Source organism: Ehrlichia chaffeensis str. Arkansas (assembly GCF_000013145.1).
Lineage (GTDB): Bacteria > Pseudomonadota > Alphaproteobacteria > Rickettsiales > Anaplasmataceae > Ehrlichia > Ehrlichia chaffeensis.
This window is the reverse complement of record NC_007799.1, coordinates 1059213-1081910: the sequence shown is the minus strand read 5'-3', so window position 1 is coordinate 1081910 and position 22698 is coordinate 1059213. Positions and strand designations below refer to the sequence as shown.

Annotated in this window: 11 protein-coding genes; 8 read left to right on the top strand and 3 right to left on the bottom strand. The window is 30.2% G+C overall.

Translation table 11 applies throughout. The features are described 5' to 3' along the window. From ECH_RS04270 to hflK, 3 genes are read right to left on the bottom strand one after another with little or no spacing between them, the layout of a single operon-like run. On the bottom strand, positions 1-1416 hold the full coding sequence (locus tag ECH_RS04270; protein ID WP_011452974.1) for a Do family serine endopeptidase: 1416 nt from the start codon (positions 1414-1416) through the stop codon (positions 1-3). 3 nt (positions 1417-1419) lie between these two features. Further along, the gene (gene hflC / locus ECH_RS04265) at positions 1420-2289 is read right to left on the bottom strand and encodes a protease modulator HflC (RefSeq protein ID WP_006010602.1); all 870 of its coding nucleotides are present in this window, start codon (positions 2287-2289) and stop codon (positions 1420-1422) included. Positions 2290-2293: 4 nt separating this feature from the next. Continuing rightward, positions 2294-3367: an FtsH protease activity modulator HflK gene (gene hflK / locus ECH_RS04260; protein ID WP_006010600.1), complete on the bottom strand. Its 1074-nt coding sequence runs from the start codon at positions 3365-3367 to the stop codon at positions 2294-2296. A 776-nt stretch (positions 3368-4143) separates the two neighbouring features. Here hflK and ECH_RS04255 point away from each other — a divergent pair. From ECH_RS04255 to ECH_RS04225, 8 genes are all read left to right on the top strand, one after another. Continuing rightward, positions 4144-4515: a TrbC/VirB2 family protein gene (locus ECH_RS04255; RefSeq protein ID WP_006010598.1), complete on the top strand. Its 372-nt coding sequence runs from the start codon at positions 4144-4146 to the stop codon at positions 4513-4515. 560 nt (positions 4516-5075) lie between these two features. Beyond that, positions 5076-5252: a hypothetical protein gene (locus ECH_RS04975; protein ID WP_011452970.1), complete on the top strand. Its 177-nt coding sequence runs from the start codon at positions 5076-5078 to the stop codon at positions 5250-5252. A 1128-nt stretch (positions 5253-6380) separates the two neighbouring features. Further along, on the top strand, positions 6381-6737 hold the full coding sequence (locus ECH_RS04250) for a TrbC/VirB2 family protein (RefSeq protein ID WP_011452969.1): 357 nt from the start codon (positions 6381-6383) through the stop codon (positions 6735-6737). 72 nt (positions 6738-6809) lie between these two features. Further along, entirely contained in the window at positions 6810-7115 is a 306-nt protein-coding gene (locus ECH_RS04245) for a TrbC/VirB2 family protein (protein ID WP_011452968.1), read from the top strand. A gap of 11 nt (positions 7116-7126) precedes the next feature. Beyond that, positions 7127-7501, top strand: a complete 375-nt coding sequence (locus ECH_RS04240; RefSeq protein ID WP_011452967.1) for a TrbC/VirB2 family protein — start codon at positions 7127-7129, stop codon at positions 7499-7501. A gap of 922 nt (positions 7502-8423) precedes the next feature. After that, complete coding sequence (locus tag ECH_RS04235; RefSeq protein ID WP_006010592.1) at positions 8424-10799, top strand: hypothetical protein; 2376 nt, start codon at positions 8424-8426, stop codon at positions 10797-10799. Between the two features lie 670 nt (positions 10800-11469). Beyond that, the gene (locus tag ECH_RS04230; protein ID WP_011452964.1) at positions 11470-17361 is read left to right on the top strand and encodes an entry-triggering protein EtpE; all 5892 of its coding nucleotides are present in this window, start codon (positions 11470-11472) and stop codon (positions 17359-17361) included. Positions 17362-19031: 1670 nt separating this feature from the next. Further along, the gene (locus ECH_RS04225; RefSeq protein ID WP_226988400.1) at positions 19032-22697 is read left to right on the top strand and encodes a hypothetical protein; all 3666 of its coding nucleotides are present in this window, start codon (positions 19032-19034) and stop codon (positions 22695-22697) included. Position 22698: the final 1 nt, after the last annotated feature.

The window sequence follows — 22698 nt, the reverse complement described above, 5'->3', positions numbered from 1 at the left end:
CTACTGCTTCAGCTTGACAGTCACAAAAGCTGATATATTATCCCTACTGATTAACAATGCTACAGATTTATTTTTACGTACTTTTTTCATAACATTTTTAAAATCTTCGAGATTATTTACTGGTGATTGATTGATTTGTAATATTATATCGCCTTTTCTTATATTTCTGGTTGAAGCATTACTTGTACTATCTATATCTAATATCACCACTCCTTTTGCTTCTTCTTCCTCAATATTATTATATATGTTATTGCGTTGTACACTACCTACTGTTAACCCTAACTCCGGGGATTGGATAGCATCCTTAGGCATTCCGTTTTCTGAAATATCAGGATTCTCAAATTTCCCTATTTTGACTAGTATACTTATAATACTACCATTACGTGACACAAGTAATTTTACTTCATTGTCTGCTTCTGATCTTAGTACTAATTGATGTAGTTGTGATATTGAATTAATCTTAGTACCATTAAACTCAAGTATAATATCCCCTGGAAGCAAGTTTGCTTTACTTGCTGGACTACCTTTGACTACATTAGTAATTAAAGCTCCACCCACTTCTTTTAGTTGTAATGGTTCTACTAGTTCTTCAGTTATCGGTTGCATCACTACACCGAGCCAACCATGTTCTACTTTTTTCCCTTGGGATAAAACTTTTATTATAGAAACAGCATTATTTGATGGGATAGCAAATCCAACTCCTATGTTACCACCACCTTTTTGTGTAGATAATATTGCTGTGTTAATACCAATTACTTTACCATCTATATTAAATAGAGGACCACCAGAGTTACCCTTATTAATTGCAGCATCAGTTTGTAAAAATTCTGTTGCTGTGCCAATGTTAAGATCTCTTGCGCGTGCAGATATAATACCAATACTTGCAGAACCACCAAGACCAAATGGGTTACCTATGGCAACTACCCAGTCTCCAACCATAGTCTTGTCAGAATCTCCAAATTCTAGATAAGGAAGTTTTTCATTAACTTCAACTTTTAACACTGCTAGGTCTGTTTGTGGGTCAACTCCTAAAATCTTAGCAGGAATTGACTTGTTGTCACTAAATGTGACATAAACTTCTTTTGCATTGTGTACAACATGATAGTTGGTGACGATAATACCTGATTCATCTACAACAAATCCCGACCCTGCGCTTAATACTTCTTGTGGTATGTCTTTTTTTACTGGCTTGCCTTCTAATATATTCCTTAAAAGTTCTTCGAGAGTTATTAAAGGAAATTGTTCCTGTATTAAATCATGTACTATACTGATATTAACTACTGCTGGTGTAGATTCTTTGATTAATTTAGAAAAGCCTGACCTTGGATCATATTGTTCTGCTTTCTGATCAGCAAAACTACCTATAGGAACATTTGCCAATATTAGTACTAATATTAGTAATAGAAATCTTTTCATTAATTATTTACCTCTTTCTTTATTAAACAAATTAATAAAATCATTATTAGGTGATAAGATAATTCTTGTATTTTTCCCATTGAAAGCATGCTTATATGCTTGCATTGTTCTATAAAAACTAAAGAAATTTGGATCAGATTTTAAAGCTTCATTGTAAATTTTTGAAGCTTTAGCATCTCCATTCCCTCGAATGATTTGTGCTTCTTTGATCGCATTTGCGATGATAATACGAGTTTGAAGGTCTGCATCAGCTTTAATGCGCTGTGACGCTGCTTCTCCTTCTGCTCTGATTTCTTTTGCTTCTTTTTCTCTATCTGTTTGCATACGTCTAAATATAGCTATGCTATTTTCTTCTGGTAGATCTGCACGCTTAATTCTGACGTCTATCATTTCTATGCCAAATTTTTGGGACTCTTTGCTAACGCCTTCTTGTATCACTGACATAACTTCTGATCTTGCTTCATTTAGAAAATTAATAAGTGATACATTTCCTATTTTTTCACGGATGTTTGATTCGATGATAGAACTTAATCTATTCTTTAATCCTGTTTCATTTCTGACTGTTTGATAAAATTTGACGGCATCTACAATCTTGTATTTTGCATAAGAATCAACGATAAATCTCTTTTGATCAGCAGCGATAACTTCTCTTGAGTCAGAACTAATATCGATAATTCTTTTGTCAACATACACAACCTTCTGTATAAAAGGTACTTTAAAATATAATCCGCTATTGTGTATCTGTTTTACTACGCGTCCAAATTGTAGGACTATTGATTGATGTGCTTCATCGACAATAAACATGGAGTTTAATGATACGATAACTGTTGCGATAGTTAAAAACCCTAATATGAACTTAAATGATTTACTCATAAACTTACCTACTATTTCTAGGATCTGCTAACGGGAAGTAAGAAAGCATACCTTTCAGATCATCGCTGACAACTACCTTATCATTTTTATTTAATATTTCTTCCATTGTTTCTAAATATAAACGATTTCTCATTGCATCAGGTTGATATACGTATTCTTTATAGAGAGCAATGAACCTTTTTGTATTACCTTCAGCTGCGTTAACTACTTCACTTTCGTATGCTTCTGCATCTAGTTTAATTTTTATAGCCTCACCTTTAGCTTTTGGCAGTACTTGATTACGGTATGCATATGCCTCGTTAATCAACTTTTCTTTATCAGCTCTTGCACTCTGTACATCTCTAAAAGAATTGATCACTTTTTCTGGAGGATCAACTTTTTTTAGCTGAATTGATAAAATTTCAACTCCCATATTATATTGATCTAGAATATGCTGTAGTAATGTCTTAGTTTCTTGTGATATTATGGCTCTTCCTTTCCCCTCAATTGCAAAAGATATAGAGCTTTTTCCAATAACTTCACGCATTGCACTTTCAGCTGCATTTTTTACTGTATCTCCTACTTGGTTATCTCTGACTTTAAACAAGTAGTTGTATGCATTGTTGATGCGCCAATGAACATCAAAGTTTATGTTAACGATGTTTTCATCTCCAGTTAACATAACACCTTCGCCATGGCCTGAAGTGCTATCTGAATAAAACCTAGAACCTATTTCTTCCCTGTTAACTGTTTTAACTTTTAACTTAATTACCTGTCCAATAGGGGATGGGAGATAATAACGCAACCCGGGACCTACAGTGTCATGATATTTACCAAATAGTAGTTGTACAGCTTCTTCTTCAGGTTCGACTATGTAAAACCCAGACCCCATGTATAGAAGCATCATGACTAAAAATGCGATAATAAATTGTGTTTTTCCATGATTATTAGGTCGAATGCCTTTCTTGTTTTTTAAAAATGAACCAAATGTATTGTTGAAATAGTGAATAACTTTATTAATATCATTGGAATTTTTATATCCTTTAGATTTGTGGTCTTCTTTGTTATTACTATTCCAAGGATCATAATCATCAAACATAAGCTATTCCACCTATTTAACTAAATGCATTACTCATTTTCAGCACTGTACCGTATCTAATATATAACAAAACATAACTGTTGTTAACATTAAAATACCAAAACCACAATATTAAGCTCTTGAAAAATCAAGAAAACCCTCATTATACATCAATATCTTAAAAATCTATTGAAAATACTCATGTATGTCAAAGTTTATTTTTTTAGTGATTAACATATTAGGAAGTTGATATTAATAATTTGATATTCTTTAAATAAATTTTTTATTTATATTAATATCTTATATCTTTTAATTAAGTATTTTTAATATAGTATTTATTGTGAGCTGATACACTGTTTACTGATAATTGGTATACTTGGATAATAATTGTTTGTATTAATATTTTTTATAAAGATAGTATTAACTAAAATGCTAGAAATATACTTAATAAAATTAAAATATATTAATTTTTATTCGTATAAATGTTAGTAAAAGAGTCTGATTCTCTAAACTATTAATAATAATTGACTTTTTAAATATTTAAATGTATAGGGAAGTGAAAAAGTGTTGCATGACATTTTCAATGATAAGATTTTTTAGTGAAGTTAGGTTAGCAGCAGTTTTTATGTGTAAGTGTTGTATCAGTATATATCCTAGTTATGTTTTTATTTTTTATGAAAAAACAGACAATGGATTGTTATATAAACTAATTTTTAGGAAAAGTCTTTTATTTATTTAATAAACATTATAGAGTGTTTTGTTGATATTGTTGTTCATAAATTTGTGAGGGATTAATAATGGTGTATAATATAAGTAAGTATTTTATAGGTAGAGCTCTTCTATTTTTGCTGCTCTTAATGTTTTCTGTAGCACCAAATGTAAGTGATGCTAATACTGGTGGTCAAGCAGGAGATGATACAGTTACTAAGGTGATATGTAATGTTGTTGTGTTTGTGCAAAAATTGGGGTTGCCAATCATGACAGGGGTAATCCTTGGTTCAAGTGTTATGGCAATATTTGGTAGGCTACCATGGCCAGCAATAGTAATGTTAGTTGTGTTTACAGCTATATTCTTTGGGGCAGGTAAGCTGATATCTAAATTTGCTGGTGGAATAACAGAACTTTCAGCTGATAAGTTTGATTGTAGTTCAATATCAAAAGGTCCTTAATTGGTTTATAATGTGATGTATTTTTTTGTTTAATTGTATCTGTTGTTTCTGATATAAAGTAACTTTATTTCTGAAAATTCTTTATAGATTAAGTTAGTAGATGAATACATGTAATAAATTTGAACAAGTCAGTTATACTAAAAGTTGTCGATATGTTAATATTTACGTGGCTGCTTTAGTTATAACTGACTTTTAGTTTTGTATCTTGTGATACAGTTTATTGTGCACTAATAGTTATGCATGTCAGTTTGATTATCTAGCTAATGACTGGATAGATTATTTTGTATGTATAAATTTTAATGTCACTGTGTTTGTGTAATACTTTGTAATTATTTTCTTGTTTTCTCAAGCGGTGATTTGTGTCATTTAGTTAAGAGATTCTGTTATAGTTAAGGCGTAGATATATATAAGCAATGTCTGAGCGGTTATAACGTATTACATGTTCTACGTAACATTTGTGAGAATATGAATTTTAGATTAATATGATACAATAAATTTAATATATTCTTAAAGTAACATTTTTTTTAAATTAAACGTGTGTACCCTATTTTAAAAGATTTATGGCAATTTCTAGGGTATTGTTAAATATACAACTAAGATCAGTTGTAGGGGAAATTTTAGCAATAGTGGTGAAAGTACAGTTTGTCTTAGATTTATTGCTGGTTTTAATAAAAGAAGGTGCAGTATTTTGTCAATGTCACATATTTATCAAAATGAGTTTTAGATTAATACAGTAGAAGAAATTTAATATATTCTAAAGTAACATTTTTTTTTTAATTAAACGTATGTACCCTATTTTAAAAGATTTATAGCAATTTCTAGGGTATTGATTAAATATACAACTTAAGATCAATTGTAGGGGAAATTTTAGCGATAGTGGTGAAAGTACAGTTTGTCTTGGGTTTATTGCTGGTTTTTTAATAAAAGAAGATGCAGTATTTTATCAATGTAATATGTCTATTAGGATCTCAGCATTCAATGAATTGTTGTAAAGTTTTTATATAATTCTGTCATGAGATTGCATATCAAATCTTAACTTTAGATTCCGTATTTTACATTACTTTATTTTCTAATTTTGTAAGATCGCTTTTTACAACGACAACTAATCCAATTTATAATAAATGCTTATACTACATTCACATATAAAAAGGCATCATTAATTTACAATATGTTAATTATTTTGTGTTGTACTTAGGTTAACTTATACAACAGTAGGTTGAGATAGAGTGTGTAAATTCTTAGTATATCAACATTGTTGTTATTTTGATAGCAGGGGAATTTGTTGATGGGGTTATGATGTATAAAATTAGATAGAAAACTTTTTATAATCACTATGATTTTTAACGCTTTTTGTTTCAAAAACTATGAGTGTGTTATTAATAGTGTATAATGGATATGTTTATAAAGTAGATATCAGGAAAATTGTAGTAAATATACTGCATTTATAATGATTAGTATAAACGTTTTACCCATGATATTTTTGCAAACGTGAATTGAAAATTGCGTAGTCTAATTTATTGTTGGGAACAATAAGATTAAGAAAGCATGTCAAATATGCAATTTAATAGCACTACTATAGAGTTTGTGAGAGAAGCATAAATTGTGGCTGTGATCAATAGTGGTTAATTATATATGGTATATTGCTTTAGTGTTTAAGTTACTGATGTTTATATTGGTAGTTAGAATATTTAGGCTTAGGCATTACTAAGATCAGTGAATTAGTATGAGTAGCATTACAGTACATATTTGCGAGGTAAGCTATTAGCTTACTGAACATGTGTGATTGGTAATGTATTACTAGTTGAAGGTATGTCATATATAGAATTGTTCAGGTGTTTCGAAAATTCATGTAAGGTATAAGTTATATGTTAAAGGCTGTTTTTGTATTTCTTGTAATTGTGGGATTTATAGGTGTTATGTCATTAAACTTTTCTAGTGCTGCAGCAAATAATAATAGTAGTACTAGCACGGTTAGTCAGGATGATGATGTGAGTAAAGTTATATGTAATGTTATAAAGTTTGTGCAAAAGTTAGGATTGCCAATCATGACAGGGGTAATCCTTGGTTCAAGTATTATGGCAATATTTGGAAGGTTGCCATGGCCAGCAATAGTGATGTTAGTTGTATTCACAGCAATATTTTTTGGTGCAGGTAAATTGGTTAGTAAGTTTGTTAATGGAGTTAGTAATAATATGACTAGTGGAGCAGATTGTACTAAATAATCATCGTGAGAGCCTTTATGTTAAAGATTGTTTTAGTGTTTTTATAATAGTAGGTTTGTTGGCGTTGCACTGTTGTGTTATTCAGGTGCACATGCTAGCAAGCAAGCTGATACTGATAATTCAGATGATGTAAGTAGAGTTATATGTAATGTTATACAGTTTGTGCAAAAGTTGGGATTGCCAATCATGACAGGGGTAATACTTGGTTCAAGTATTATGGCAATATTTGGAAGGTTACCATGGCCAGCAATAGTAATGTTAGTTGTATTTACAGCAATATTTTTTGGTGCAGGTAAATTAGTTAGTAAGTTTGTCAGTGGAATTAATAATAATATGACTAGTGGGGCAGATTGTAGTACTACTCCATCAAAAAAATAAATGAGAGCCTTATGTTAAAAATTGTTTTAGTGTTTTTTATAATAGTAGGGTTTGTTGGTGTTGCACCGTTGTGTTACTCAGGTGCATATGCTAACGAGCAAGCTGGTACTGGTGATTCAGATGATGTAAGTAAAGTTATATGTAATGTTATACAGTTTGTGCAAAAGTTGGGATTGCCAATCATGACAGGGGTAATACTTGGCTCAAGCATTATGGCAATATTTGGAAAATTGCCATGGCCAGCAATAGTAATGTTGGTTGTATTTACAGCGATATTTTTTGGAGCAGGAAAATTAATTACTAAGTTTGTTGAAGGGGTGAATAATAATATGACTAATGTAAAAGATTGTTCTGCTTTAGTAACGCCAAGTAGCCAGGTTAAGTGATGGGTTTTGAAAGTTAAGAATACAGTGATTATGGAATATTGTGATCTATGTAATTTTCGTTCTTAGCTTTACTCAGGTATTCTTGCAATAATTTAAGGCTTCAAGTTGCTGCTTAATTTGTATATGATACAGTATTATATATGGGTTTTAAGTATTTAACTGGTATTTTTATTGTTATAAGCAGTAATACTTGGATTACCTAGCTGTTAGTATTCTCAAGATTAAAAAATCAGTATAATCCAATAGTAATTTTTAATTGTCATTAGGTAGTTTTGTTTGTGAATTGGTGGTAAGCTTGTTCTTCATAGATGAGTAGATAAGTAATTTTGATTATAGTGAATAGTTTAGAAAATCAATGAATTGTGGGAATATTTGGGTGTTTATATATTGAATTTTCTATTGCTTACTTAATTACATCGTTTTTAGATTGGATTACTTCGGAATTCTAAATGCAATTTTACATCTTAGTACTGTTATATTTTTGTATATCACATAAGTTTTTTTCTCTAATAGTCCGTGTTTTATATGTGTTTCTTAGTAAGTGATTTTTATGTTAAGACGGTGAATATTTATTGGCTAATGCTAGTTTAAATTTGTATTATTCAAGTAGAGTGTTATTGTATTTATTCAACTTGTAGTACTAATATAGATTTAAATGTAGAGTTGATTTTGTTTTTTGTATAATGCTGGATTGAAATTTGTGAATGCCATCTATGTAAAAATGAGTCTGAGATTCTTGATTTTTGCATTGTAAATTTCATAATAGGGTAGTTCATTAATTGTTTATTTAATTGTAGCATAAAGAAAATATTAATTTTGTATTTAGATAATGATGATTAAAGCAGATATTATCCTATATAGATGTTAATTTTACTTATGGATATTTATATAAATGTTATAGGGTTAAATAAGGGTTTCCTGTATGTCTTTTGTGAAAGAAATGATCGGCCATTCTTCTGATATGAATAATTTTTCTAGAAAAAGACGAGATAATACCTCTAGTAAAGGAGATTTTATTCCTGCAGCTTGTCATTATGATGAGAATACAATATTGAATAAAGATGGTGAACTTGTACAAATAATAAAGATAGAGGATTATGTACTTACTCATTATGTTAATGATAAAGATTTAAGAACAGTAGTGCGTAATAGTATAGTTAATAGTGTTGAAGTTCCAGAAGTTTCTTTTTGGATTTATACTGTAAGGAAACCACATAAGTTTGATTTTGCAAGAAAAAGTATAAACGATGTTTCTGATGCTTTAGGTAGTGCTCATCTTAATAATATAGGTCAACGTGTGACTTATATTAATGAGTTATATATAGCAGTGGTTACTAATCACTTACCTGAAAGTATGAAAGGAGTGTTAGGTGCTCTGTCATTCTCCTATGTAAAAAATAAGCATAAAGATTTTTTAAAAAATAAAATAGACAGATTAAATAAGGTCACTGCAAGTATTTTAGAAAATTTGAAAAAGTTTGAAGTCAGAAAGTTAGGATTGATAGTAATTGATAAAGAAAAAGTAAGATCGGAGTTGATAGAGTTTTTGTATTATTTAACTATGATGCATCATAAAGAATGTTTCCTTGATATGGTAGATATTTCTGGTATATGTAGTCATTGTAGTATTAGTATGGGATTTAATACATTTAAAATTTCATGTGATAATAACCAAAGATTTGGTGCAATATTAGCAATTAAAGATTATCAAGATTCTCCATTAGATGCGGTAGATGAATGTCTACAGCAGGATTATGGATTTATCGTAGTTGAAATTATAAAGTTTGCAAAAAGTAAGAATGCATTAAAGCTTTTTCAAAAGCAAGCTACATTTTTAGAATGTAGCAATGATTTTCAGTTGAGAAAGTTATCCAATATAGATGATTTCGTATCAGTTGATCCAAACTCTAATTTAAGTTTCTGCGAACGCAAAATAAACTTTGTAATAATGTCAGATACTTTACCACAGCTTCATAATAATATAGATAGGGCTGTTAATTCATTGTCTTCACTTGGTATTATTTGTGTCAGGTGTGATTTGAGCATGGAAGATGATTTTTGGGCACATTTACCTGGCAATTTTTCTTATATTTTAAACTTTAGGTATACGTTAATAAAATATGCTTGTGCATTTTCGTTGTTGCATTATTTCCCTTCAGGAGCACTTCAAGGAAACAAGTGGGGACAAGCAATTACTATGTTTTTTTCAAATAAGGGTAAACCTTATTTCTTTAGTTTTCATGTGTTTGATAAAGGACACACTTTAATGGTTGGTAGTCCTCAATCTTCAGTTACTATGTTACTGAACTTTTTATTGTCAGAATCTATGCAGTTGAATGCACGAATTGTCTTGCTAGATTATACTGGTAAGTCTATTGTTTTTGTTAAGGCTATGGGTGGTCAGTATTATAGAGCAGACCATAGGCGTGATTATCAGGAAATGTCGTTTAATTTCTTTCAAGTTGAAGATACTGCACTTAATCGTAGAATCGTTACTGGTGTTTTGCAAAGAATGTTGAATGTTAAAAACATAACTGAGGAAGTTAATAGTGCAATAGATAGAATAGTTAATGATCTTTTTACGTTGCCTCTTGAGTCTAGAACTATAAATAGTATTGCTGACCATGTCAGTACACTGGGTACCAATGCTAGTCAATGGTTAAATAATGGGGAGTTTGCGCATTTACTAAAGGAAGATGCTAATATTGATTGGGCAGCAAAAGTTTTAGGGTTGAATATTGGTATTTTGTTCTCTAAACCTCAATGTGCTTCTGTTATTGTTTATTACTTTTTGCATGCTTTAATTAATTATCTTGATGGGTCTCCTACGGTTTTAGTAATAGATGAAGCATGGATTTTGGATTATGTTTTTACTAGTGATCAGGAATTTGATGAGTGGATTGAAATGATGAACAAATTAAATGTTGTTGTTGTATTTGCTGGTGAAAACATTCCAGCTATTATTTCCAGTAATATCATTTGTAGGTTTAATCAGCATGTTGAAACACAAGTTTTCATGCCAAATTCAGTATCAACTAATAAAATGTATATGAGGGCATTTAATCTATCAAAGTCAGAATGTAATACTATGTTTCAAATGCCATCTCAGGAAGGATATTTTTTCGTAAAGCAGGATAATGATTCAGTAGTATTGTCTTTCAATTTGCCAAATATACCAGAAACTAATGTTCTTTCTGCTAATAAGAATACAATTCGGTATATGTATGAATCTATTAGTAGTCATGGGGATAATGTAAGAGAATGGCTGCCTGCATTTTATAAGAAATGTGGAGCTTAAAATTTTACACTGTATGAAATTTATGCAATGTAAATGGACTTAACATAATATTAGTAACATTTGTAGAAGTTGTTGATCACAAGCTTGTTTGTGATAAAAAAATGGAAGTTAGAAAATTTACTTATTTTTTTCAATTTTGGGAAACTGTGCTTTAATAAATTTAAAGTAGTTGATGGATTTCTGTTGAGTATGAAGAATTTGAAGATTAATCATAATATTTTGTATATAGCATATCATGTATTGTAAAATATAATTTCTGTTCCATATATTGATTCAAATGTTTTATGCACAGATATAGGATAATTATTCTGTTATTCTGTTTTATCGTCTATTATACAAGAAACTTCATAAAGTGTTGTTAAATTTTTATTCAACAATTACTGATACATCATATTTATCATTTTCTATTAATAGATTTATTGTGTTTTATATGGTAATATGCAGATGAAATGTATATATATTATTAATTTTCTGTATATTCCCTATAATAATTATGATAGTCAAATCTATAATTTATGCTTTAGAGGAAAACTTTCATTATTATATAAAAATCATGATCTATCCTATATTGAAGGAAATTTCATATAGATTGTTTCTTGTTTGGAGATATCTCTTAAGAGTGCGGATGATTTTTGTGCTGGTTTTTTATTAACGATTAGTAAGTGTGTTTATGAAGGTATGGTGTTACAAAAATATAGGCTTATACTTAATTGTTTTATTATCTTTCGTTTATCCACGTGCACTTTTACATGCTAAGATCAATATACATGTTCTCAGAGATTATGCTAATGTACATTATAACACTTACTATGGTCTTCATTTTGATAACTATTATAAACCTGTCGATAATACGGAAGGTAATCTTGATAGTGTTATGATAAGATTTGCTTCACATGATAGTTATAGATATATGTCTTTTATGCAATATGTAAAAGGGCAATATCAGGATGTAGAAAATCTAAATGTTTCTGGGTTAGATATACCTTTTAATAGGGAAGATCGTACATTTGATGACCATGATGTAATGTTTATGCAGCTGTCTTCTTATTGGGGAAAGGTGACATTTCATAGTTTACCTATAGGTGGTTGTAAAGTTCTATATGCTGGTAGTATAATTTATGATCCTGTCAGTGCTATAGCATTTTTAGAAAATGAAAACGCTAGTTCAAAGGTCTGTATATGTTTTGTAGGAAAGTGTAATGTTAAACCTGAAAGAAATTCATGTGATAAAAAAAGTATACGTTGTAAAAAGGTAACCGTAGCAATTAATCCTCCACCATTCTGTAGCATATTGGACGCATCTAGTATAGTCTCTATTACTCCTTTAAGATTTTCTCAGCAAACTTTTTTTAGACCTGGTGTTAGAATACATATTTATTCAGGATCTGGTAACCCTTATACAAAGGAGTTATATGTGAAATCTCATAAGATAGGTGATAAAACTTCTTATAATATTTCACATGCTGGAATTCCTTATGAATTTCAAGTTTATAAAGCTGGTTATGATACAGTATGTGCGGAATATAGTAATAATGGTGAAAAAGGGAAAAAAGTATGTGTTCCTTCTCCAGGATTGATGCGTCCTAAAGTAACTTCTAATGCTAATGGTGTTAATATACAATATCAAGATTGTCAGGGATTATCTAGTTGTAGTGTTGATATGTTGCCAGGTACACAAGATCTTGATATGTATTTTTCTGTAATAAAGCCTAAAATTGATTTTAATAATTACACTTTGCTCAGTCGGTATGAATGTGAAGATGGGAAAATTGTTGAGAATGAGAATCAATGTGTAAATGGAATAGGGCAAAGACTTGGATACGTGCATGATAATAACAGTAATGTTACATGTGTTGTTGATATGCCTTTTGTTCCTATGAAGTATTCTATTAAAAAGAATCATAGAGACTTGTGGTTAAGCATGCATGATAAAATGCTATTGGGTTATGGAGTTGTTGTTGGTAAAACTGATACTGGAAAGGATGTTGAAAGATATGTGCAATGTGATCAGAAATTTGCAATAGATATTAAAAGTATGACACAAGAACAGCTAAATAAAATTACTAGAATAAGGCAAGATGCATTTTTTGATATTGGAGGCCACTACAATCCTAAAAATGCTCCGTGTCAGGACAGTATGCTATATAGGTATGAAAATAACAGATTATATGAAAAAGGTGGACAGGTATCTTGTAAGAATATGGTTGAATTGGATTATGGAACAAAGAAGATAAAAGGATGTAGTTCACTTTATATGAGTGATGATGATTTTACATATTTCTTTCATGAAAATGATGAATTGGAAAAAATTGTACCTCTGAATCCAATCTTACAAGGTATGTGTGTCAGTAATTTCCCTTCTTATGAATATAAGAAAAGAGTTTTAGTAAGGAAGATATTACCAGATTCTTATAAATTGGGTATTGACCAGAAAAATACAGAATGTGATTTTTTAAAAATAGAAGCATGGGGAGGAGGAGCATCTGGGATATCAAGGTCTGGTAGGTCTGGTAAAGCTGGTAATTATGTTATGGGGTTGTTAAGGTTTGATAAAAATGTAGTTAATAAAAAATTGATAATTGATATTGGTGATGGAGGTAAAGGAGCGAATTCTTTAAGTAATTCTGGTGGGGATACCACTGTAAAGTTGTGTGATGATGATGATAAGAATTGCTTAGTGAAAATAATAGCGCATGGTGGTGATGAAGGCGGTAATTATTTACAAGATAGTTCCGAAGGGATTGACAATCTAGTACATTATAGATTTGCTCCTGGATTACAGAATTCAGGAGAAAGTGAAATATTAGTACCTTATCAAAGTCCGGATATGCCTTATGGTAAGTTACGTAAAGGAGATAAAGAGTGTTTATGTGATAGTAATATTTTGGAGAAAAATTCTAATAAATACTGGGGGGCTGGTGGATGTTCTAGTGTTTATAATTGTGCCCAAGAAGGTGCTAATGGTATGGTCAGAATAACTTGTGAAAAATGGTCAGGTAATGTAGGTAAAATAAGTTTAATAGATGAAAATGCATGCAGTGATTTTTTAGTTACATTAATAGAAAAAATGCACAAGTCAACATCTGGTATACCAAATGTAGTAAAGGAATTTTTGCAGAAAATAAGTAAGGTTAGCTTTTGTAGGCAATCAAAAAGTTTTCCAAATTTAATATCCAGTATGAGTAAATATTTTATTGCAATTGATAAGATATTGGTTGGTGGAGATATATTAGGTCATAATTTATCAGGTCTTCGTAAGGAGCTATTTACTGAATTAAATAATACAGAAGTTAAAGCAATGTTAGCTAAGTTAGGGATTAATGAGTCTCCTGAAACATTACTTTTATACCTTGATGTACTGAATTTTAATTTTGGTGTCAATATATCAAATCCACCTTCAGGTTTGTTAAATTATTATGTTTCTGATAATGAATTTGACTATGATCTTTCAAAACATGATGAGGATTATGATAAATTGTCTGACAATGAAGCAATGATGTTTAATGTAACTACTGAAAAGCCAGAACAGTGGTTTAGTGTGGAGTTGAAAGATCCGGAATTTGTAAGACGATATAGAAATTTTATTAATATGATACATAGAAGTGTTATTACAGATGAAGAAGGGCATAAAAAGAACAACATTGTAGTTTCTTGGATGTATACTTTCTTTAAGTCTGATAGACAACTTTTTGAGCTTTATGCAGCCCCTTTTGTTGAATTGATGCTAGGAATGGATCTGAATAAATTTATGAAGTGGGGAAACTGTAGTGATACACATATCAGATTGTTTGAATCTATAGGTAAGTATAGTGAAAGATTGCCTTCACAGATACAAGATTTTATAAAAAAAATAGCTACTGGAGATTTTTGTAATACATTCTCTAAGATGGAATTATTGAATTCATATGGTGTAGAGTTGTCAAATTATGCCATTGACTGTGCATTAAAGAATACGGATAAGCGTTGTCTGGAAAGTAAGTGGCGTAGCAGTCTAGGATCTATGGCGAAGAAGTTACAGGATGCGGTTGATCTTAATTATGAAGTTTTTACTGATATAGGTATTGCAAGTAATAGAAAAGAAATAGCGTTATTAATTGATGCAGTAATGTTAAATTATGTAATGTCTGATTTAAATGTGGGTAATTCTGATATAACTAGTACGTTATCGTTGTTAGATCCTATATCATCACAGGCTCTTGATAATTTTCCTTATGATACTATTGTGGAGTTACGACAAGATGCTAGTAATATGAAGTATGGGAAATATGGTGATCATAGAGCTAATATAGTTACATTGTGGTCTTACATGGCATACAATTCTTTTGAATGGAATATTGAAGATTTTAAATCTTTTGTTAAATTACTGTTGGCAGAAGATCTGACATCTGTGAAGATAAGAAAATGTAATGATAATTTACGTTATTTATTTGATAAGTTAAACAAGTACAAAAGTAAATTACCTGCGGTGCTGCAAGACTTCTTAGATAAAATAAGTAAAGAGAGTGTTTGTAAGAAAATATCAAGGTTTGCAGCGTTAGAAACTTCACTAGTGAAATATGAGGAAAATTTACTTAATGAATTACGTGGAGGTAATTTGTTCTATTTCAGTTCTTTATATGATCTAAACTATGCTCATAGAGGGAAGTTATCAAATATAGAAAAGGTATATTCTCATGCTGCAAATATTTGGTCAGATGTAGGAGAATTATCTTCTAACATTACAAATCTTTTAAATAACCCAGAGATATATAAAATTTTTACTGATGCAGGTATTACTAGCAGTAAAGAAGAAATATCTTTAGCTTTTGATGCAGTCATATTTAATTCACTGGTATCAGAAATAAAAATTGATCAGAAAAAACTGAAGAATTTGTTATTGTTGATTTATGATAATAGTCTTGCTTTGAATAATATAAGGTTGGAACGTAGTAAAGGTTCAGGTCAGATACAACAGGTTACGATTGATCAGAATCGATATCCTGGTAATGGTATTTTGATGCTACAGCAAAATGCTAATAACATGGAATATGGAAACTATGGTGTTCACAGAGCTGATATAATTGCATTGTGGTCTTATATATCATATATGTCTTCTGAATCTGGATGGAGTATTAAAAAATGTGAATCTTTTGTAAAATTACTATTAGGGATAGACTTGAAATTTATAGATCTGAAAGGCTGTGATAATGATGTGGTTGATTTATTTAATAAGTTGAATACTTATGGAGATAAATTGCCTTTAAGTTTACGAGATTTCCTAAAGAAAATAAGTGAGAAAAATTTCTGTGAGAAAATGTCGTTATTTCCAGAATTAGGAATTGCGTTAATGAACTATACAAATGAGTTGAGAAATGTATTGCGTGTTGGAAGTGTATTTCAGGTTGACTCTGTGGCTAATATTGTTAATGGACGAGTATCAAACATAAATGATGTATATTCTTATCTTGGAAATCTTTTATCAAATGTAAGGCAGTTATCTTCTAACATTGCAGACCTTTTGAATAATCCAGATATATATAAAATTTTCACTGATGTAGGGATTACAAGCAGTCAAGAGGCAATATTTTTAAGTATTGATGCAGTCATATTCAATTTATTAGTATCGGAAATAAAAATTGATAATAGTCAACTGAAGGAATTGTTGTCATTAGTTGGTGGGCATCGTAATGCTAGTTCTAATAATGCAAATAATGGTCGTAGTTTGTCTCAAGGTATAAGATACAAAATAACTTTTAAAATATCTTTTGCTCAAAATTATTTTCCAGTTGATGAAATTATTAAGTTGCAGCAAGATGCTAATAATATGGAATATGGAGTACATGGTGTTCATAGAACTGATATAATCGCGTTGTGGTCTTATATATCATATGCTTCTTCTAAGTCAAAATGGCTTTTTAAACGTTATCAATCTTTTGCTGGGTTGTTGTTTGAAATAGGAGCATGGGGAAAATGTACAAGTGCAGAAAGAGTATTTTTTACATCTATGAATCGATATAGTGAAAAATTGCCTTTAAAAGTATACAATTTTATAAGAAAAATAACTACTGGGGATTTTGCTCGTAAGTTCTCTGGTATGCAATCTTTGTATACATATAAACAACGAGTGTATGATTATGTAATGCACTGTGTATTAAGAGGGGGTTTGGGTGGAGAATGTTCCGATATGACATTACGAGAAATAAGCAATGAGCTTCATAAATTAAAGCAGGAAATTTATTCTAACTATGATGTCTTTAGGGATTTAGGCATTACAAATGGTCAACAAGAAGTGCTTTTATTGATTAATGTAATGATGTTAAACTATGCAATGTCTGATTTATTGGTTAGTACTACTCAGGTAAACTCTATGTTGGCAGATGTGCGTTCTTCATTGTCACGAACTGCTCATTGTTTGCCTTATGGTACTGTGTCACAATTGCAACGAAGTGTTAGTCATATGAAATATGGAGAATATAGTAATTATAGAGCTAGTGTCGTTGCTTTGTGGGCTTGTATTTCGTGCCTTGCTTCATTTAATGATGATATGGAGCCTTTGATAAAATTAATGCTGGAAGGGGATTAGAATATTAGAAAATTACCCTACTTGTTAAAACAATGAATGGAATTTTATAGATAAAAACATATACTAAAATTTCATAAGAGTATGGATAAGTTTAGTGAAAGTTGAAAAGCAGTACTATTTGTCAATAGATACTTATAAGTGGTGTTAGAGATATGAAAATGTTATCGTCTATAAAGTACGTATAAAATTAATATGTGATGTAGCTATTTTATAAGGTTTGCTGATTTATAGGAATAATAAGAAGTAACATTGTAAATTTTATCAGGATTTTTTTGTAAGAGTTATCAAAGGTTGTTATATGTATTCTGTAGAATTGTAGCAATAATACTAATTATCCATTTATGTTGTAATGTAACTGTATTTTATAGGTTTTGCTGATTTATAGGAATAATAAGAAGTAACATTGTAATTTTCTCAGGATTTTTTGTAAGAGTTATCAAAGGTTGTTATATGTATTCTGTAGAATTGTAGCAATAATACTAATTATCCATTTATGTTGTAATGTAACTGTATTTTATAGGTTTTGCTGATTTATAGGAATAATAAGAAGTAACATTGTAATTTTCTCAGGATTTTTTGTAAGAGTTATCAAAGGTTATTATCTGTATTTTGCAGAACTGTAGCAATAATACTAATTATCCATTTATGTTGTAATGTAGCTGTATTTTATAGGGTTTGCTGATTTATAGGAATAATAAGAAGTAACATTGTAATTTTCTCAGGATTTTTTGTAAGAGTTATCAAAGGTTATTATCTGTATTTTGCAGAACTGTAGCAATAATACTGATTATCCATTTATATATGTAATGTAGCTGTATTTTATAGGGTTTGCTGATTTATAGGAATAATAAGAAGTAACATTGTAATTTATCGAGATTTTTTTGTAAGAGTTATCAAAGGTTGTTATATGTATTCTGTAGAATTGTAGCAATAGTGTTAATGAGAAGTAATCATCCATTTTATGTAGTTGGTTAATATAGCATAAGGTGTGTGTTTCAATACAAATAGCTATTTTATAAAGTTTGCTGATTTGTAAAAATAATGTACTGAAAATTTTCATCAAATTTCTTTATAAAATAAGTTATATAATGTTATTATCCATAGTTGTAGTAATATTTTAGTTTAACATTGTTGCGTTTGATTAAGTATATTATAAGGGAATGTTGTTACCTATATCATTCACACTTGTAGTTTTGTTGTAGTTTAAGCAGTTACCACTTTTTATATATTAATTAATAGTTAACAGAGTTTTATAAATGTGGATTATATATTTTAAAAACTGTTGATTAATTTTTAGTCTATATATAAGAGTTTCTACTGTAAATAGCATGTGTAATGTTATATACAACAATTTATTAACAATAGGGAAAAAGAAAATTTTAATAGTGTGCAAGGTGTGTAGATTGAAATTTTGTTATTATAGGAAAGTTTGAGTGGTTTAATTGAAGTAGTTACTTGCTTTATTAGCGGTACTTCAATTTACTAATTAACTGTATATATCCTAAAATATGATGTAATTTTTAATTATAGAATATTTTTCACTGAATAGCGCTGGATTGATTGTATTTTGGGTAGATAGGTCTACAACCATGTAGATAGTTAATTGTGTAATATACAATTTTAGATATATACTTGAATAAGTGTATGTCTTCTATTCAATGGTAAAGTGTGTGTTAAAAAAGATAGCTCTTGTAATATTTTATTTGTGTGTTGTTTTCCCTTATGTTAGTTTATCTGCATGTGTTGATGGTAGTACATTTTATACTTTAGATCAAATTGATAAAAATCCTTATCCTTTCTGTGACACTATATTCAAGGAAATACCAGTTCTGGATTTTCGTATTGTACCATTTTATATGCAGTCATTTTTTGAGCCTAAATTATTTCTTATGCATCCTTCTAAAGGTTTGAAACTTGTGCCAGAAGCTGGTGAATCATTGTATGTAGATTTCAAGTCTATGATGTCTAAGGCAAATGGTAAAAGTAATCGTAGTCTGGCAGATTATGGTGTTATGTATTATGGGATGCATAGAAGTGGTATGGATGGCTTGTGTGTTTATTATAATAGTAGAGGACAATGTATAAAGCAATGTTTACCGATACCAGCGTTAAGGCGTCCTGTGTTTAAAATAAGAAAAAAAGATCAAATATTTGTTGCTGAAGTCAAGGTGAAAAGTGTAGTTGAAGGCAATCTAAATAGTGCTACTGGTCGTGATTATAAAGAACAAGTCAAGGAAATGACAGCAGAAGAGTTAAGGGCTGTATTTGGTAAATCTGTTGATCTAATTCAGCCTGAGATGAACTTGAAAACTCATGAATTTGAAACAAGAACTGAATGTGTTGATGGGAACGTGCGGGGAGATCGCATTGAATGTACTAAGACTGTAGAGAAAATTGCAACTAAGGAGGTATTTAATAATATAACATGTCTGTCAGGATTAAATTATACGGGAAAAGGGTATTATATAAAAAGATATGACCAAACTATTGGAGGACATAGATATTTTTGGTTAAGGTTAAATAAGAAGAAGTTAGTACGTCATATATATGATGGTGGGGTATATTACCCATGTGATGATAGTATGAGCTATGATCTTGATAATATAAATATGAGATCTTTTGTAACGTCTATTAAAGTTCGTGGTGATCACTATACTATTCCTAGGGTAGGGTATCGTATTGCTCCATATAAGGGAAATACAAAACAAAATTTATGTGGGAATAGTGAATTATATTTGTATGTTCCAACCTATCTTAAAAATGTTAAAGATGCTAAGGAGTGTATTTTTGGGAAATTGGAATATTCTTCTGATGACAGAGAATATAGTAAGAGTTGTTTATATAGTTATACAAGTGATGATTTTCAAACTTTTGGTCCAAATAGAAATAGGAGTGAATTAAAAAATCTGGATTTTATTCTACAAAATGAAGGAGTTTTAGATGGATTAGTAGAGAGAAACTTGTATTTTGAAAAAATGTGTGTCGATCATTTCCCTAAATATGAATATAGGGTAAAGAAACATATAGATGGTACCAAGACAAAACAATATGTATACGAAATAGGTAATTATCATCAGTGTGATTTTATAAAAGTTGAAGCTTGGGGAGGAGGTCAAGCTGGATATATAAGTGATGGTAAAGCTTATTCTGGGGCTCCTGCTCATTATACTCTTGGTATATTAGGAACTAATAATGGTAAACTAAAAGGGAAAAAATTAGTAATATATGTTGGAGAAGGAGGCAGCTATCCAGGAGAATATGGTGAAGATACAGTAGTGGCTCTATGTGACTCTGGTAGTTTTAATAGTAATTGTAATGTTTCATTTGTAGCTCGTGGATGTACTCATAATGAGTGTCAAAAGAATCACTCGTTTATTAATGATGATATTGTAATGCATTATAGGTCTGCTACTGGTATGGATTTTTCTAGACAAAGGCCTGTATGGTTACAGTATTATAGATTTATTCCATGGGGAGATCCTCAGTTTCCTGCTGGTACTATTAGATTAAATAGTAATGATTGTTCAGGACCAGCTAATGCATTTGAAAAGAACCCAAATCAGTATCCTGGTTCTGGAGGATGTGCTAATATCAGTAAATCAATTCAAGAAGGTGCAGATGGGTTAGTAAGACTAACGTGTGAGATGTGGAGTGGTAATACTACTAAACGAGTACAGAATGAAAAAAGTGCAAGCTATATTTATAATAAAAATAAAAATTCACTATGTGTAAATGGTCGTGGTGGATGTTTAAAGTCAGTTTGTATATATTCTGCAGATAATGAATATATGAAGTTTAGATCTCCTGTTACTATGTTTGGTGAAAAATGTGAACCTCTTGTTGAAAGAAAGCATCATCTTTTTGTGAATATTTTTGCTGCAGGAGATAAGATGACTATAAAACGTGTGAGTGATAGTAAATATTGTTATGACAATCACCAAGCTCTAGTTACTGGTTATATGTCTAATTTTGATAATGCAGATTATACTTATGCTACAGGTGGACTGCGTGTTAATCGTATAAAATGTTGGCAAAATTGGGAACATGAAAATATGAGTTTGTTATGCTATAGAAATAGGATGAGCCATTTAAAGATGTCGGAGGATAAATATGTATGTTGTTATCATAATATACAAGATACAGAGCATCGTAAAGATATTTGTTGGAGACAAAAAGGTGTTAATATACTGAAAATGTTTAATTACAGTACTTTGCCTATAGAACTTAGGGAAACTTTTGATGATGGTGGTAAAGAATTACTGACTAGTTTACCTCCGATTTCTAATACAGCTGAAACACAGAAACATAAAACAGAAAAAGTTGAGAATTTTGAGAAGGTGACTAAATCTATAGAAGGTGATAATAGTGTAAAAAAACAGGTATCCTATTTGAGTATTGGGAACAATATTCAATATCTGAAAACTATTGGTACTTATCCTATACAGAATAACGATAGTGTATCTATGGGAATGTTGGTTCAAGAGAGAATGAATTATCCATTTAAAAGTGAAATAAGGATAGAGAATTTAAAAATAAATACAGATGTGAAATCATATAACTATAATACATTGGAAAGTTATGGATTAAAAGATGAAAAAACACGTGTTTTTGCAAAAAAATATGCTGGCTTTGGATCTTCTGATGGTTTTTTAACATTAGCAAAATCACAGCGGAAAAATAATAAGCCGTTATCTAAGGAACAACTTGATATAAATTTGAATTTAGAGGAAACCAAAGGAGTAGAGCTACAGTATGCTTATTATCCTGAAGAGAAAACGTTTTGTATTGATACTACAGATAAGGTAAAAAATAAAGGGTGTTTAGTGTCTTTATGTATTTATTCTAAAGGTGGAACTTTTGATGGTCCAAATAGTTATAAATTAGTTAGAGATAAAGTTGAGAGTTCTGATGCTTGTTTGCCTAGTAGTGCTGTAGATGTAAAATATAATAGTAAAATAGGTGAAAGTATTAAAGTGTCATGTCCAAATGATAACCATTGTTGTTATCATAATGGAAAAATGACTAAATGTATAGCTAGTGAAAATCTTGCGTTATCATGTTATAGTAAGAGTAGCAGTAGTAGTGAGGTTTTTGATTATACGTGTTGTTATAGTGATATAAGAGACCATCACCGTGCTAAGGTTAAAGATGTTTTTAGTCTAGATATAAATCCTGTTTGTTGGAAGGTTGGTAGAACTATATGGCAAATACTAGGTTACTATAGGTTGCCGCAGGAAGTTAGAGAACAAGTAGACAAACAATCTAATAAGACTATGGTGAAAGTAGTAAAAAGTTCATCGGTGAAGAATGCAACACCAATTCAAGCAAAAAAGTAGC